General features: G+C 37.7%; 15 protein-coding genes. 4 read left to right on the top strand and 11 right to left on the bottom strand.

The genetic code is table 11. The features are described 5' to 3' along the window. Positions 1-10: 10 nt before the first annotated feature. The 6 genes from cyoD to ppsA all read right to left on the bottom strand — a co-directional run bounded on the left by cyoD (position 11) and on the right by ppsA (position 7,537). A complete protein-coding gene (gene cyoD, locus MZO21_RS05710; protein WP_171501349.1) occupies positions 11-340 on the bottom strand; it encodes a cytochrome o ubiquinol oxidase subunit IV in 330 nt (109 codons plus the stop codon). Next, complete coding sequence (gene cyoC / locus MZO21_RS05715; protein ID WP_154773462.1) at positions 337-957, bottom strand: cytochrome o ubiquinol oxidase subunit III; 621 nt, start codon at positions 955-957, stop codon at positions 337-339. The genes cyoD and cyoC overlap by 4 nt, the downstream gene beginning before the upstream one ends. A 4-nt stretch (positions 958-961) precedes the next feature. After that, a complete protein-coding gene (gene cyoB, locus MZO21_RS05720; protein ID WP_154773463.1) occupies positions 962-2,950 on the bottom strand; it encodes a cytochrome o ubiquinol oxidase subunit I in 1,989 nt (662 codons plus the stop codon). Positions 2,951-2,953: 3 nt separating this feature from the next. Next, entirely contained in the window at positions 2,954-3,994 is a 1,041-nt protein-coding gene (cyoA, locus tag MZO21_RS05725; RefSeq protein ID WP_154773464.1) for a ubiquinol oxidase subunit II, read from the bottom strand. Between the two features lie 306 nt (positions 3,995-4,300). Continuing rightward, the gene (locus MZO21_RS05730) at positions 4,301-5,077 is read right to left on the bottom strand and encodes an RDD family protein (RefSeq protein ID WP_154773465.1); all 777 of its coding nucleotides are present in this window, start codon (positions 5,075-5,077) and stop codon (positions 4,301-4,303) included. A gap of 78 nt (positions 5,078-5,155) precedes the next feature. Further along, the gene (gene ppsA, locus MZO21_RS05735) at positions 5,156-7,537 is read right to left on the bottom strand and encodes a phosphoenolpyruvate synthase (protein WP_154773466.1); all 2,382 of its coding nucleotides are present in this window, start codon (positions 7,535-7,537) and stop codon (positions 5,156-5,158) included. Between the two features lie 153 nt (positions 7,538-7,690). Here ppsA and ppsR point away from each other — a divergent pair, with 153 nt between their 5' ends. Next, complete coding sequence (ppsR, locus tag MZO21_RS05740; RefSeq protein ID WP_154773467.1) at positions 7,691-8,527, top strand: posphoenolpyruvate synthetase regulatory kinase/phosphorylase PpsR; 837 nt, start codon at positions 7,691-7,693, stop codon at positions 8,525-8,527. Positions 8,528-8,638: 111 nt separating this feature from the next. Here the strand turns inward: ppsR and MZO21_RS05745 are convergent, their stop codons facing one another. The 4 genes from MZO21_RS05745 to MZO21_RS05760 form a co-directional block, all read right to left on the bottom strand. Beyond that, positions 8,639-9,202, bottom strand: coding sequence for a flavoprotein (locus MZO21_RS05745; RefSeq protein WP_154773468.1), 564 nt, complete (start codon positions 9,200-9,202; stop codon positions 8,639-8,641). 158 nt (positions 9,203-9,360) lie between these two features. After that, positions 9,361-10,362 (bottom strand): LLM class flavin-dependent oxidoreductase, encoded by a 1,002-nt coding sequence (locus tag MZO21_RS05750; protein ID WP_248103442.1) that lies wholly within the window; start codon positions 10,360-10,362, stop codon positions 9,361-9,363. A 131-nt stretch (positions 10,363-10,493) separates the two neighbouring features. Continuing rightward, the gene (locus MZO21_RS05755; RefSeq protein ID WP_154773470.1) at positions 10,494-10,991 is read right to left on the bottom strand and encodes a hypothetical protein; all 498 of its coding nucleotides are present in this window, start codon (positions 10,989-10,991) and stop codon (positions 10,494-10,496) included. 211 nt (positions 10,992-11,202) lie between these two features. Further along, positions 11,203-11,631 carry a glycine zipper domain-containing protein gene (locus MZO21_RS05760; RefSeq protein ID WP_154773471.1) on the bottom strand — a complete coding sequence of 143 codons (429 nt, stop codon included), beginning with the start codon at positions 11,629-11,631 and terminating at the stop codon, positions 11,203-11,205. Positions 11,632-12,050: 419 nt separating this feature from the next. Here MZO21_RS05760 and prfA point away from each other — a divergent pair, with 419 nt between their 5' ends. Both prfA and prmC read left to right on the top strand, forming a co-directional pair. After that, positions 12,051-13,139, top strand: coding sequence for a peptide chain release factor 1 (gene prfA, locus MZO21_RS05765; RefSeq protein ID WP_154773472.1), 1,089 nt, complete (start codon positions 12,051-12,053; stop codon positions 13,137-13,139). Continuing rightward, on the top strand, positions 13,140-13,958 hold the full coding sequence (prmC, locus tag MZO21_RS05770) for a peptide chain release factor N(5)-glutamine methyltransferase (protein WP_171501348.1): 819 nt from the start codon (positions 13,140-13,142) through the stop codon (positions 13,956-13,958). 62 nt (positions 13,959-14,020) lie between these two features. On the opposite strand, the gene MZO21_RS05775 is transcribed toward prmC, so the two are convergent. Further along, entirely contained in the window at positions 14,021-14,371 is a 351-nt protein-coding gene (locus tag MZO21_RS05775) for a hypothetical protein (RefSeq protein WP_248103440.1), read from the bottom strand. Between the two features lie 419 nt (positions 14,372-14,790). Here MZO21_RS05775 and MZO21_RS05780 point away from each other — a divergent pair, with 419 nt between their 5' ends. Further along, positions 14,791-15,564, top strand: a complete 774-nt coding sequence (locus MZO21_RS05780; protein WP_407061232.1) for a HesA/MoeB/ThiF family protein — start codon at positions 14,791-14,793, stop codon at positions 15,562-15,564. Positions 15,565-15,590: the final 26 nt, after the last annotated feature.

A 15,590-nucleotide genomic window follows, 5' to 3' on the forward strand; every position in this document is an offset into this window, starting at 1 on the left:
GACGACCAGTTTAGATCATCATGTTGAGGTGTAAGTAGTTCATGATCCATACAGAACCAATTAAAAGCACGGCGATACAAACAATTGTATAAACAAATGCAATTACGTTCCAACGTTGCTCTGAAGATGAGTTCATGTGCAAGAAGTAAACTAATTGAATCAGTACTTGTGCAATAGCAGTAATTGCAATAACGGCAACCAATAAACCACGGCTAAATCCGCCAGCCATTACCATACCAAAAGGAATAATGGTAAGGATAACTGAAAGAATAAAACCAATTGTATATTGCTTAACGTTACCGTGTGCAGCACCTGCAGCGTTATGTTCGTGACTCATTATAGTACTCCTAATAAGTAAACTACGCTGAATACACAAATCCAAACGATATCAAGGAAATGCCAGAATAAGCTTAGGCAAGCAAGACGACGAGTGTTTGCAAGTGTCAAACCATATTTCTTGATTTGAACCATTAACACGATCATCCAAACTAAACCTGAGGTTACGTGGATACCATGCGTACCTACCAGCGTAAAGAACGCAGATAAGAATGCAGAAGTGCTTGGACCATGACCAGCGTGAACTAAATGCTGAAATTCATAAAGTTCCATACCGATGAAGATAGCACCAAATACCCAAGTTACAGCTAACCAAGTTAATACTTTAGCAACGTCTTTTTTGTATGCTGCAAGAACAGCAAAACCAAACGTTACTGAAGAGATTAAAAGAGCAAAAGTTTCAGTTAAAACGAAGCTTAAAGAATCGCCAAACAAATCTTTTGCGCTTGGAGTGCCAACAGGGATATGGCTACTTAAAACAGCGAATGCAATGAAGAGTGTTCCGAAAAGGATCAAGTCACTCATCAAGTATGTCCAAAAACCAAAGACAGTGATGTCTGTATCATCGTGGTGATGATGCTCATCGTGTCCGTGATTTTCGTGATGAAGTACGTCAGCCATTGTCTTAGTCCTTCTTCAAATGTTTTTCAAGAATCGCATAGCGTTCGTTTTCAATACGTTCAACTTCAGCAGCAGGAACGTAGTAGTCAACTTTCTTCGTGAATGAAGAAACAATGAAACTCACGATTGCAGCAACGAAGGAAACAATAGCTAACCACCAAATGTGCCAGATTAAAGCAAAGCCCATTAATGTGATGATTAGACCAATAACAATACCAGCGGCACGGTTAGTTGGCATATGAATGTCTTCGTATTGAGTTGGTTTAACGTATGCAACACCGTTTTCTTTGTCAGTCCAGAAAGTATCAATACCATTGATTTTTGGAAGGTGAGCAAAGTTATAGAACGGAGCAGGAGAAGAAGTAGCCCATTCAAGCGTACGACCATCCCAAGCATCGCCTGTATAGTCGATACGTTGATTGCGTTGTAAGAAACCAACAACAATTTGCATAACGAAGCACAGAATACCAATTAAGATTAGTACTGAACCAAATAAAGCGATAGCTAAGTACGGATCCCATTCAGGGTTGTCATATGTATTCAAACGACGAGTCATACCCATGAAACCAAGGATATAAAGTGGCATGAATGCAAAGTAGAAACCGAAGAACCAGAACCAGAAAGATGCTTTACCCCAAGTTTCATTTAATCTCCAACCAAACATTTTTGGCCAGTAGAAAATGATACCCGCGAACATAGCGAACACAACACCACCAATAATTACGTTATGGAAGTGAGCGATAAGGAATAAAGAGTTGTGTACAAGGAAGTCCGCAGGCGGAACAGCCATTAATACACCAGTCAAACCACCGATACCGAAAGTCACAAGGAAGCCAAGTGTCCAAAGCATTGGTGTTGTATACGTAATACGACCCTTATACATTGTGAATAACCAAGAGAAGATTTTCACACCTGTAGGAATCGCAATGACCATAGTCATGATACCGAAGAACGCGTTAACGTTGGCACCAGCACCCATAGTAAAGAAATGGTGAACCCATACCACGAACGCAAGAATTGTAATCGCGATCGTTGCATACACCATTGATTTGTATCCAAACAAAGTCTTGCGACAGAATGTAGATACAACTTCTGAGTAAATACCAAAAGCAGGTAATACTAAGATATAAACTTCTGGGTGACCCCAAGTCCAAATCAAGTTCACGTACAACATTGGGCTACCGCCTAAGTCGTTTGTGAAGAAGTGGAAATCGAAGTAACGGTCAAGCGTTAACATTGCAATTGTTGCAGTTAACACAGGGAATGATGCAATGATTAACACAGCAGTACATAAAGATGTCCACGTGAAAATCGGCATATCCATAAGACCCATGCCAGGCGCACGCATTTTGATAATGGTAACAAAGAAGTTAACACCAGTTAACAACGTACCAAGACCAGAAACCTGTAATGCCCAGATGTAGTAGTCCATACCTACGCCAGGAGAGTACTCGATACCTGACAATGGAGGATAAGCCATCCAACCAGTTGCAGCGAACTCACCAAGAGCAAGAGACACCATCATTAAGCCAGCAGCACCGGCGAATAACCAGAAGCTTAAAGAGTTTAATAATGGGAATGCAACGTCACGAGCACCAATTTGAAGTGGTACCGAGATGTTCATTAGACCAACAACAAGACCCATTGCAACGAAGAAAATCATGATCACGCCATGAGCTGTGAAGATTTGATCGTAATGTTCTGGGTGTAAATAACCTTCACCACCACCTTTTGCAAGGAATAGTTGAAGACGCATCATAATCGCATCAGCAAAGCCACGAAGTAGCATGATGATAGATACGAAAAGATACATGATACCGATTTTTTTATGATCTACAGATGTGAACCATTCGTTCCACAAGTAAGACCATTTTTTGAAATAAGTAATACCGCCAACTACAGCAATACCACCTAAAATCATTAATGCAACTGTCACCAACACGATTGGATCGTGTGGAATTGCATCAGGACCTAACTTACCTAATAAGCTCATGTGTTATTCCCCTTGAGAAGCAGTTGCATGTGCTTCAGAAGCTGAATGATCAGCGCCATGGTAGTTTGACATATAAGTATTGATCACAGATTCAAACAAACCTTGCTCAACAGAAGAATAGTAAGTCACAGGGTGTGGCTTAGTCGGATAAGGACCTTCTGCTTTAGCAGTCGCAGCAAGTTTCTTCTCTAAGTCAGTTCTTGCAGTTTCATTCATCACTTTGATTTGGTGCGCAGAGCGGTTACCGTCACGTAAAGTAGCAAATTCAGCTTTGTCTAAAACAGTTTTTTGAACTGCTTCTGGATTTACTGAATTACCTTTACCTGCTTTAACACTTGCAACCCATTCAGCAAATTGAGCATCAGTCACAGCATGTGCACGGAAGCGCATTTGTGAGAAGCCATAGCCAGAATAGTTAGAAGAGAAACCACGATATCCTTCAGCAGGACTTGTTTCATCTGATAATAAATGAAGATGAGTCTGCATGCCCGCCATTGCGTAGATTTGACCACTTAGCGCAGGAATGAAGAAAGAGTTCATTGTAAAGTTAGATGTTAAACGAAGGTTTACAGGAGTTTTTTCCGGGAAACGTAATTCGTTTACAGTCGCAATGCTTTGCTCTGGATAGATGAAGATCCATTTGAATTGTTCTGCAATAACTTGAACAGTTAATGGCGCTTTATCAGATTCAAGTGGTTTGTATGGATCGTACTTGTGTGAACCAACCCAAGTTAGAACCGCTAGAATACCAATAATAATCACAGGAATACCCCAAACTACAATTTCAATTGCAGTAGAGTGTGCCCATGTAGGTTTATAGTCTGCATCTTTATTTGACGCGCGATATTTCCAACCAAACCACAAAGCCATAATGATTGATGGGATTACCACCAATAACATTAGGTAAATCGCAGTCATCATCAGGCTACTTTGACCTGCTGCTACTGGACCTTTTGAGTTTAGAAGTACTAGATCACCACCGCAACCTGTTAACAGTGCGGCCATCATTGATAAAGACAATACAGCTAATGTCGTTTGTCTCATTTTACAACCTCGGTGAAGAGTCCCATTCCCTAATTAAATATGGGATAGCGATTAAAGTGTCTGATGTATTCAAGCCTTAATGTTCAAATTAAACTAAAAATACTTTAAATCATTGGACACCGCTACGTTGTAGGGCATTATGCCTTATATCTATGAACTAAGCTATATCTAAAGGTGCTTTAAATGACTGTAATAAAAACCAATTTTGTTAGTCGGAATTAATTATATTTATAAATTTTTATTTGAAATATCAAGGCAATGAAGGGTAACAAGGACATTATTATGCCCTTGTGTGTTTTCGGTAACTTATTGCTTTACGACTTTGGTTTTAGCGAGTTTGTCATGCAAAGTTTGACGATTTTTGTTGAAACTAAACGCATAGTCGATAATAGAGAAGAACGGTAGTAAATAAAACGTTGGTAAAATAAACAAAACACTGCGTAAAGTGAATCCACGCATTAATGAAACCTTTTCATTTGAGTTTACATCTACAATTTTAATCTTTGCTAAACGCTTACCAATACTTTGACCATGTTTAGCCAATAAAATTGCTTGAATTGCGAGCATGCTAACAATGTAAATACCAACAGCAATCCAAGCTTCATTTGGAATGAGTTGAAATAATTCAGATTGAACTCTGAGTGCTTGTTCTGAAGTTGTAGCGGCCTGCATTTTCTGCTGAATTTCAGTGAGCGCAGTGAACTGAGTTTGGTTTAAGAAAAATGAAGGGATAACTGCAGCAGGAATCCAAAGTAGAATATCTAAGCCTTTAGCCAATGCACGTGAACCAATTGATGCAAGTTCAGGCTCAATTTTTTTATTCACGCTAATATTGTGAATACTTGGGTTTTGATAAGTTTGTTGTGTTTTATCAAAATTTGGTACAGATGGTGGTGCTATATAACCAGCAGGTTCGTACACAAGTTTACCTTGTGTGAGTTCGCCCAATGCTTTCCATTCAACCATACCTTCGTGCCAAGCTAAATCCGTAAGTAGAATTTGTTGGCTCGTGAGCATTTGATTAATTTGTTCAACAGTATATGGACCAGCTTGTTGATTATTTCGTGCCAAATAAATCTGCATAAATTTTAAATCTCAAAAACGTGCTAAGAGTATAAATGAAAAAAGACCCTAATTAGGGTCTTTTTTTAACACAGATTCTTATGCTTGTTGAGCTTTTTCTTTCTCAGATAAGAAGAACCAAGTTTCAAGCACTGAGTCTGGGTTTAAAGAAACAGAGTCAATACCTTGTTCCATTAACCATTTTGCTAGATCAGGATGGTCTGATGGGCCTTGACCACAAATACCTACGTATTTTCCAGCTTTACGACATGCTTGAATAGCCATAGAAAGAAGTACTTTCACAGCAGCATCACGCTCATCAAATAGGTGAGAAACAATACCTGAGTCACGGTCTAAACCAAGAGTTAATTGAGTTAAGTCGTTTGAACCGATAGAGAAACCATCGAAGTGTTCAAGGAATTGTTCAGCCAATAATGCGTTCGTTGGAAGCTCACACATCATGATCACTTTAAGACCATTTTCGCCACGTTTTAAGCCATTAAGTGCTAATAACTCAATTACGCGTTTAGCTTCAGCAACTGTGCGTACGAAAGGAATCATGATTTGGATGTTTGTAAGACCCATTTCATCACGTGCTTTTTTCAATGCACGGCATTCAAGTTCGAAGCAGTCACGGAAGTTATCTGAAACGTAGCGGCTAGCACCACGGAAACCAAGCATTGGGTTTTCTTCTTCAGGTTCGTATAACTTACCGCCAATTAAGTTTGCGTATTCGTTTGACTTAAAGTCAGACATACGAACAATTACTGGTTTATCAGCAAATGCAGCAGCAAGCGTTGAAATACCTTCTACTAATTTCTCTACATAGAAATCGATAGGAGACGAGTAACCCGCAGTACGCGCCATTACGGCAGCACGAGTTTCGCGAGGTAAGCTTTCAATGTTTAGTAATGCTTTAGGATGCACACCAATCATACGGTTGATAATGAACTCTAAACGAGCAAGACCAATACCTGCGTTTGGAATTTGAGCAAATGAGAATGCGCGATCTGGGTTGCCAACGTTCATCATTACTTTGAATGGAAGAGGTGGCATAGATTCAACAGAGTTGCGTTGAATTTCGAAGTCTAAAGCGCCTTCGTAAATAAAGCCTGTATCACCTTCAGCACATGAAACTGTAACTTCTTGACCATCTGTCAAAATTTCAGTTGCATTGCCACAACCAACAATTGCAGGAACGCCAAGTTCACGTGCAATAATTGCAGCATGACAAGTACGACCACCACGGTTTGTGATAATCGCAGCAGCGCGTTTCATTACTGGTTCCCAATCTGGATCTGTCATGTCAGATACAAGAACGTCACCGTCTTGTACTTTATCCATTTCTTTAATGTCAGTAACAATGCGAACTTTACCAGAACCGATACGTTGACCAATTGAACGACCTTCACAAAGAACAGTACCTTTTTGTTTTAATAGGTAGCGTTCCATTGTGCCGACATTTTCACGGCTTTTTACAGTTTCAGGACGTGCTTGAACGATGTAGATTTCACCGTCATCGCCATCTTTAGCCCATTCGATGTCCATTGGAGCACCGTAATGGTTTTCGATAATAAGAGCTTGCTTAGCAAGTTCTTGTAGTTCGTGGTCATTTAACGCAAATTGTTGACGATCTGCTTTTTCAACATCAACGATAGAAACTGATTTGCCTGCAGAAGCATCATCGCTATAAATCATCTTTTGGTGTTTAGAACCCAAATTACGACGAAGAATTGCGTGTTTACCTGCATTTAAAAGCGGTTTAGAAATATAGAATTCGTCAGGGTTAACTGCACCTTGAACAACCATTTCACCCAAACCGTAAGAAGCTGTAATAAATACAGCATCACGGAAACCAGATTCAGTATCTAGTGTAAACATTACACCAGCAGCACCAGTTTCAGAGCGAACCATACGCTGAATACCCGCAGACAATGCAACAACATCGTGTGCAAAGTTTTGGTGTACACGGTAAGAAATAGCGCGATCGTTATATAACGATGCGAAAACTTCTTTAATTGCGATAAGTACGTTGTCGATACCGCGAATGTTTAGGAATGTTTCTTGCTGACCTGCAAACGATGCATCTGGTAAATCTTCCGCTGTTGCAGAAGAGCGTACCGCAACTGCAATGTCAGGATTACCATTTGAAAGCGCTTCAAAGGCAGTACGAACTTCTTTTTCAAGTTCAGCTGTCAGAGGAGTGTCGACAATCCATTGACGAATTTTTGCGCCTGTTTCTGCAAGAGCAATTACATCCTCAACATTGAGTGCTGCAAGCTCTGCATTAATTTTAGCGTTTAGGCCACTTTGCTCGAGAAATTCACGATACGCCGAAGCTGTAGTTGCAAAACCACCAGGGACAGATACACCAGCGTTAGATAGGTGGCTGATCATTTCGCCTAATGATGAGTTTTTCCCACCAACTAGCTCAACGTCATGTTTCCCTAATTTTTCTAGACCAATTACGCGCGCTTCCAAAGTTGTTACTCCACTTTTGCAGTATTAATCACTATCTTGGCATGAGATTATAACAAAATACTTAGTAATTTGGTTGAACTAAGCTACAGTCATGTAAGATGGCTTACTATAAAGATTTAATAGCACTAAGACAAATGTTTCGGGAGAATTTTAATGTCGGAAGAAAAAAAAATTAAGCGTAGTGTTTTCTTTGTTTCAGATGGTACAGCAATTACCGCTGAAACACTTGGACACTCACTATTAGCGCAGTTTCCGCATGTTAATTTTGACATACATATTATTCCTTATATTAGTTCAGAAGAATCGGCAACAAATGTCGTTGCTGAAATTAATGAATGTGCAAAAAGAGATGGTCAAAAGCCTTTGGTGTTCGATACATTAGTAGACCCGTATGTTCGAGACATTATTAATACTGCAGATGCTATAAATCTTGATGTTTTTGAAGGTCTTATTAGTAAATTGTCTGATGAGTTAGGCACAGAACCTACAACTTTAGTCGGGCAAACACATGCTGTAACAGATTCAGAGTCTTATAAATCTCGTATTGATGCTGTTCATTTTGCTTTAGATAACGATGATGGCGCTAGAACACGTCATTACGATAAGGCAGATTTGATTTTAATTGGGGTGTCTCGTTCGGGTAAAACACCAACATCAATTTACTTGTCATTACAATTTGGTATACGTGTAGCGAACTATCCTTTAACGGAAGAAGACCTCGATGACAACCGTTTACCAGCCGTTTTAAAAGAGCATAAACATAAGCTTTTTGGTTTAATGATTGATGCAGAGCGTTTGGTAGCAATACGTTCAGAGCGTAAGGCGAATAGTCGTTATGCAAGTTTCAGCCAATGCCAAATGGAACTTCGTGCAATTGAAGGCATTTATATTTCAGAAGGTATTAAATATTTAAATGTATCTGAAATGTCTATTGAAGAAATTTCTACACGTGTGCTTCAGATGACTGGATTAAAACGTCGCATTAGTTAAAACAGTTGTTGTATTTAAAAAAAGAGCCAAGTATTGGCTCTTTTTTATTAGAAATAATGAGTAAATAATCACAAAAAAATATAATAAAAATTGAGTTTTGCTCAGAAAATTTTAATTTTCATTAAAAGTAGTGATGATTAAATCGGCTGAAAAGCTTATACCGTCAATGCTTTGTATGTTTGATGATGAAATTTTTTGAATAGACCATGCGCTTAAAACACAATTTTCACGTTGTAAAGCAGCATAATAACTATCCGATTTTAGAAATACTTTAGGCAAATTGGCGCTATTAGGTGTAAGTAAATTTCTTAACCAAGGTGCTGTTACTTGAGATTCTAAAAAGCGTAATGACAATAATGTTTTAACTCTATTGTTAAATAAGCGACGATTTTTAATTAGAAGAGGGTGACTAATTAAGCGATTAATGCCTTTATCTGTTTTAGGTAAAATATAACGAGGTGTAATTTGAAAAACTTTTACATGATTTGCAGAGAGTGAAATATTTTCTAAATGTGAAACTGTATGTTGATCGGTGCCAATAATTGCAACATTCAGCTGGTCAAAACAGTAATTTACAATATCTTTAGATGAAATTATTGGAGCTTGAAAGTCTAAAAAATCTTCCTGTTGGTTTTGAAAAGACGACAATATTTCTCGCTGACTTTTGTATGCCATGCCAATTCCCCTAGAATCATTATTTTTTGAATTTTGGTTTTGATTAATATTTATACAATGATTTGACGCATTCGGAAATTCTTTTTTTTTAATAGGATATAAGCATGAAAAAAACAAAGGCTTATGTTTTTTCATAAGCCTTGTAGAGAAATGACGTTCTATTGATTTTTTAGATGGATAAGATGCTCGAAATTTTCTAATCTTTTGTCTGTGTCATAAATATCACAAGTAAAGATAAATTCATCAACATTATATTGCGCCAAGATTTTTTCTAAGCCAGCTTTTACAGTTTCTATGCTGCCAATTTGTGCCATCGCATAAAAGTTATCGACTGACATTTTTTCAGAAACAGACCATAAGCCATTCATACTCTCAACAGGTGCTTTAAGTTTTAAACTTTGACCACGTAATAAGCCTAATACACGTTGATATGCACTAGTTGCTAAATAGTTTGCTTCTTCATCTGTTTGAGCAACAACAGTTGGAATACCCATAGAAACATAAGGTTTATCTAAATATTCAGAAGGTTGGAAATTGTCTCTATATAGTTGTATCGCTTGACCTAGCATGCGTGGGGCAAAGTGAGATGCAAATGAATAGGGAAGTCCTAAACGTGCAGCAAGTTGCGCGCTAAACAAACTTGAGCCTAAAAGCCAAACAGGCACATTTGTATTTTGACCTGGTGTAGCAACAATACGTTGATTTGGTTGAGCTTCTTTAAAATAGCTAAGAATTTCTAAAACATCTTGTGGGAATTGATCTTCGGTTTCTTGGCGACCACGTCTTAATGCTCGCATAGTCACTTGATCTGTACCAGGTGCACGACCTAAACCAAGTTCTATTCGGTTTGGATATAAAGTTTGCAAAGTACCAAATTGTTCTGCAACTACAAGGGGGGCATGATTAGGTAGCATAATGCCGCCAGAACCGACTTTTAAAGTTGAAGTGTTCGCAAGAAGATATCCGAGCAAAACGGCAGTTGCTGAACTTGCAATGCCATCCATATTGTGGTGTTCCGCAAGCCAAAGTCTTTCATAACCAAGCTTTTCAGCATGTTGTGCAAGTTCTAATGCATGATGTAAAGAGAATTGAACTGACTTATCATCACGAACGGGAACAAGTTCAAGAATAGAAAATTTAATATCTTGCAATGAACGCATGATGTATTCCAAAAAGAGAAACTGACTTCATCATACGGTGTGAAAAGAGGTTTGTATATCGAAAAAAAACGATATATTGTTTTTAGCTGTAACTAAATAAAAAAAGCATCCGAAGATGCTTTATAAATGAATTAGCGATTTCCGTTTTTATACCAACCGTTATGGCGACCATTGTCTTTACGATATTTACGGTCGTTATAGCGGTAATCGTTGTATTTGTAATTATTGTCACGACGATCATAGCGGTCATCATAGCGACGATCTTCACTTACTTTTTTACCTAAAACTGATCCACCTGCAGAACCTGCTGCTGCACCAATATAACCACCATTTGTACCACCCATACTTTTACCAACAGTATAACCACCTGCACCACCTAAAGCACCACCAATAATTGCACCATTGCGGTCGCGTTTACTAGAAGATGCAGCAGCACCTGCGCCACCACCAATCGCGGAGCCAATCATTGCACCAGTTTGTCCACCCATGTGGTTGCCAATTGCTGCACCAACAAGACCGCCTAAACCAGAACTTATTGCAACACGAGTGTTATTGTCTGCTTGTGCGTTTGACATTGTTATTGCTGACGTTGCAATTACACTTGCGATTAAGATTGACTGAATTTTCATGAGTTTACTCCATACGAAGCATTATTTATCGATTAAGAATAATGTAATAAATGACTACGGGAAAATGATGGAGAGAACTGCAAACACAGTGTTTAATTGTTAAAAAATACTTTATATTTCTCCTTAATTTGTCTTAAGTTACTTTAATTTCAGAAATAAAAAAAAGCACCCGAGGGTGCTAATGGAGAACTGTCTAAATCAAAAGGTAAAATTAACGACGCTTACGGTTATGTTTTTTCCATTTGCTGTTTTTTGAACTTGAGTATTGTTTGTCTTTAGAAATTTTATTACCTAAAGCTGCGCCACCCGCTGCACCTAGAGCAGAACCAACATAGCCGCCATTTGTACCGCCCATGCTTTTACCAACGGTATAACCAGCACCGCCACCTAAAGCACCACCAATTGCAGATTCTGTACGGTTACGTCGATCACTTGCTACTGCAGCACCACCAGCACCGCCTAAAGCTGCGCCAAGCGTTGCGCCTGTGTTACCACCCATATTTTTACCAATTGCCGTACCTGCGACACTACCTAATGCACTTGCAGCTGCAACACGAGTTGTACTATCTGCTTGTGCTGTCATTGCAAACATTGAAGAAGCTGCAAAAGTTGCGCTTAATAAAATTGCATTAAGTTTCATGGTATCTCCGTATCCTTATGGATTTGAATATTTATCTTGATGAGTAATTTAGCAAAGGGATTACTTCACAATATGAAGAGATGCGAGTGCTTTTAAGCAGTTTAGTTTCTACATTGTTGCGCTTTGTTAATTAGCACGTGAAAGGTGAAGTAAATATGAAGAAATGCGATTAAGAAGTAAGCAAGTTGGAAAAAGGTGATTAATAATGAAGTTTAAAGCGTAAAAAATTCTACAATTATTTTATTAAAGTAAAGATTTTTTCAGAATAAGCATTTCATTATGTATAGATACATACTTTGCTTATATACAAGTTAAATATGTCATTTACATCAAAGAATCGTTAAACTAAGCGCAATTTTTATTATGCCGATCTTGTTATAAAAACAAGTTGTGGCTTTTGTATTGAGATATTTAAAAAAATGAAAGAATCGTTACGTTTACGATTAGATCAGCTTTGTGACCGTCATGAAGAGTTAGAGGCGTTACTGGTTGATGTTGAAGTTATTTCGGATAATAAACGTTTCCGAAATTTGTCACGCGAGCATAATGACTTAACAGAAATTACCAATGTTTGGAAAAAATATACGCAAGCGGAAAAAGATATTGTTACCGCAAGTGAAATGCTAGCCGATCCTGATTTTAAGGAAATGGCGCAAGAAGAGATTCAAGAAAATAAAGCGATTATTAGTCAGCTTGAAGAAGATTTAAATATCTTAATGATTCCAAAAGATCCAAATGATGCAAACTCTGCGTATTTGGAAGTTCGTGCTGGAACAGGTGGTGATGAAGCTGCTATTTTCTCAGGCGATTTATACCGTATGTATAGTAAATATGCGGAATCTCAAGGTTGGAGTTTAGAAGTTTTATCTGAAAACCATGGTGAACATGGCGGTTATAAAGAAATCATTTGCCTGATTAATGGTGAAGGTGTTTATGGTCGTTTAAAGTTTGAAAGTGGCGCGCATCGTGTACAACGTGTTCCTGCGACAGAATCGCAAGGTCGTGTTCATACATCTGCATGTACAGTCGCTATTTTGCCTGAAATTGATGTTGATACTACTGTTGAAATTAACCCATCTGAATTGCGTATTGATACTTACCGTGCTTCGGGTGCTGGTGGTCAGCATATTAACAAAACAGACTCTGCTGTTCGTATTACCCATTTACCAACAGGTACAGTGGTGGAATGTCAGGATCAACGTTCTCAGCATAAAAATAAAGCCAAAGCGATGGCTTTGTTAGTATCACGTTTAGAGAATGCCAAACGTGCTGTTGCTGATGCTGCAACTTCTGAAATGCGCCGTGATTTAGTAGGTTCAGGTGATCGTTCAGAGCGTATTCGTACTTATAACTATTCCCAAGGTCGTATGACAGATCATCGTATTAATTTAACTTTATATAAGTTAGATGCTGTAATGGAAGGTGATTTAACAGAACTTTTAGATAGTTTACATCGTGAATATCAAGCAGATCAGCTTGCAATGCTAGCTCAACAGAATGGTGGTTAAGTGAATATTGGACAGGCTTTAGCCTTACGTGGTGAACCAGAAAGTTACGAGCGCCAAGAAAATGCTTGGTTGCTTGAACACATCACAAAAATTGATTCATTTGACTTGGTCATGAAAAAGGCACAAGAGCTAACAGCTGAGCAAGAAAAAGCATATACATCTGCGCTTGAGCGAATTGCAGCAGGCGAGCCTTTAGCTTATGTAACGGGGTCTCAGCCATTTTGGACTTTAGACTTAAAAGTAACGAAAGATACTTTAGTACCACGTCCAGATACGGAAGTTTTAGTTGAAACTGTTTTAAAACTGGATTTACCTGAAGATGCTCGAGTTGCAGATTTAGGTACAGGAACAGGCGCAATTGCATTATCGCTTGCTTCTGAACGTTCTGAATGGAAACTTGTGGCTTCAGATATTTATGAGCCAACGTTAGAAGTTGCGAAATTTAATGCAGAAGAACACGACATTGAAAATGTTGAGTTTGTATTGGGTTCGTGGTTAAAACCATTTGGACGTCAATTTTTTGATGTGATTGCATCAAATCCTCCTTATATTGATGCCAATGATGCACATATGAAGGATTTAGCTACAGAACCAGAACGTGCTTTAGTTTCGGCTAAAAATGGTTTAGCAGATATTGAAGAAATTATTGTTCAAGCGAAAAAACATTTAACTGTAAATGGTTGGGTTGTTCTTGAACATGGCTATGATCAAGCAGATGCAGTTCAACATTTGTTTAGACAAGCTGGTTATAAACAAGTGCGAACAGTGAAAGATTATGGTGGAAATGATAGAGTGACTTTAGGCTGCTGGCCACAGTAATTCATAGTAAATATGAATTAAAAAAGCGACTTTTAAAGTCGCTTTTTTATGTGCTAAATAAATTACATCGGATAATCTTTTAAGCTATCAAATACTTCTACTTTAGAAAAAGCATCTGTTTCCATAGCTAGATAATACGCCACAATTTTAGCAGTACTTTCTAAATGAGTTTGAGTTAATGCTTCACCTGCAAGCAAAGCTTGAATTTCGTTTTGTTGCAAATCTAAAGCAATTGCAGTTTCTTGTGCTTGAGGCTGTGCAAAGAAATTCGCAATTATCGATTTAAGATCATTTTCAGACGTATTTTGAATATTCTGATGTAACTCATTTTCGATAGAGTCAGCTTTTGAAAAGAAAAATTGCGAAAAGTTTTGAACCAGATTTTGTTCAAATAGATCAATCATCTTAGACATGGGAGTACCTCTAGGGCAGGTTGATTTAGAAAATCGGATTAAGCAAATGCTTTAAATTGAGTGAAAATTAATCTATTGAGGCTGTTTATACAATATGGAAGCGATGAACGTTCAGTTCATTAAAATATGAAAGTAAGTCTATTCAGTTGTTTATTTTACAGAATTGTAATTACATTGAAGTGATATGTGTTTCTCTTGTAATTACAAATAATTATTTTTAGTTGGTATTTAAGCTGTAAAATCATCATGCATTATTAATGCAAGTTGAATTAGATGCTGAGAATCAGTTTTAGAGCCAGAATCTTTAAGTTATAAATTTTTAAAGATTAAATTGAATTTAATGAAATATTTGTAAAAATAGAACAGACTTTAGAAGCATTATTTGTATCATCTTCCATAAACTTGGCTGAGTAATTGTTTTGACAGAAATATTAGATTCAAATTTAGAACTTTCAGATGCAGAAATGCACTTATATTCACGTCAAATTTTACTTGATGGCTGGGATATTGAGGCTCAAGAAAAGTTAAAACTTGCCAATGTTTTGATTGTAGGCTGTGGTGGTATTGGGTGCACAACAGCAGAATTGCTTGCGCGTGCAGGTGTGGGTAAAATTACCTTAATAGATTCAGATACAATTGAAGTAAGTAACTTACAGCGCCAAATTGCATATACAGAACAAGATGTTGGTTTTTATAAGGCAGAAATTCTTGCAAAGCGTTTACAAGCAATTAATCCATTTATTGAAGTTCGTGCAAAACTAGAAAAGTTAGTTGAATTAAACAGTGAATTGTTAATTTCTCAGCAAGACCTTGTGCTAGATGGTTGCGATAATTTTAGTACACGTTATTTAGTAAATGCTGTTTGTCATCAGTTTTCAGTACCTTTAATTAGTGCTTCAGCAATTGGATTTCAAGGTCAACTATTTATGGTAGAGGGCGAATCAGCTTGCTACGAATGTTTATTCCCAAAAGAAGATCATGCGAATGAAAGTTTAAGATGTGCTGATTCAGGGGTTTTAGCAACTACACCCAACGTTATGGCAAGTTTGCAAGCACATCACGCATTACTTTATCTAGGTTTAGGTTTAACACCATTAAAAGAGAAGTTATTACTTTGGGATGGTTTAAGTATGAAACAACGTATCGTTAATTTTCAAATTGATGAAAATTGTTCGACATGTCAGGTAATTTAATCCTGCATAAGTTCAAAATTTTGCTA

The sequence above is a fragment of the Acinetobacter portensis genome (genome assembly GCF_023158935.1).
GTDB classification, from domain to species: domain Bacteria; phylum Pseudomonadota; class Gammaproteobacteria; order Pseudomonadales; family Moraxellaceae; genus Acinetobacter; species Acinetobacter faecalis.

What these genes read in the sequence shown, in the direction of transcription:
- cyoA (WP_154773464.1), bottom strand. Translation starts at nt 3,994, where the DNA reads ATGAGACAAACGACATTAGCTGTATTGTCTTTATCAATGATGGCCGCA.
- MZO21_RS05730 (WP_154773465.1), bottom strand. Translation starts at nt 5,077, where the DNA reads ATGCAGATTTATTTGGCACGAAATAATCAACAAGCTGGTCCATATACT.
- MZO21_RS05750 (WP_248103442.1), bottom strand. Translation starts at nt 10,362, where the DNA reads ATGCGTTCATTGCAAGATATTAAATTTTCTATTCTTGAACTTGTTCCC.
- MZO21_RS05745 (WP_154773468.1), bottom strand. Translation starts at nt 9,202, where the DNA reads ATGGCATACAAAAGTCAGCGAGAAATATTGTCGTCTTTTCAAAACCAA.
- prfA (WP_154773472.1), top strand. Translation starts at nt 12,051, where the DNA reads ATGAAAGAATCGTTACGTTTACGATTAGATCAGCTTTGTGACCGTCAT.
- MZO21_RS05775 (WP_248103440.1), bottom strand. Translation starts at nt 14,371, where the DNA reads ATGTCTAAGATGATTGATCTATTTGAACAAAATCTGGTTCAAAACTTT.
- cyoB (WP_154773463.1), bottom strand. Translation starts at nt 2,950, where the DNA reads ATGAGCTTATTAGGTAAGTTAGGTCCTGATGCAATTCCACACGATCCA.
- MZO21_RS05755 (WP_154773470.1), bottom strand. Translation starts at nt 10,991, where the DNA reads ATGAAAATTCAGTCAATCTTAATCGCAAGTGTAATTGCAACGTCAGCA.
- cyoC (WP_154773462.1), bottom strand. Translation starts at nt 957, where the DNA reads ATGGCTGACGTACTTCATCACGAAAATCACGGACACGATGAGCATCAT.
- MZO21_RS05760 (WP_154773471.1), bottom strand. Translation starts at nt 11,631, where the DNA reads ATGAAACTTAATGCAATTTTATTAAGCGCAACTTTTGCAGCTTCTTCA.
- ppsR (WP_154773467.1), top strand. Translation starts at nt 7,691, where the DNA reads ATGTCGGAAGAAAAAAAAATTAAGCGTAGTGTTTTCTTTGTTTCAGAT.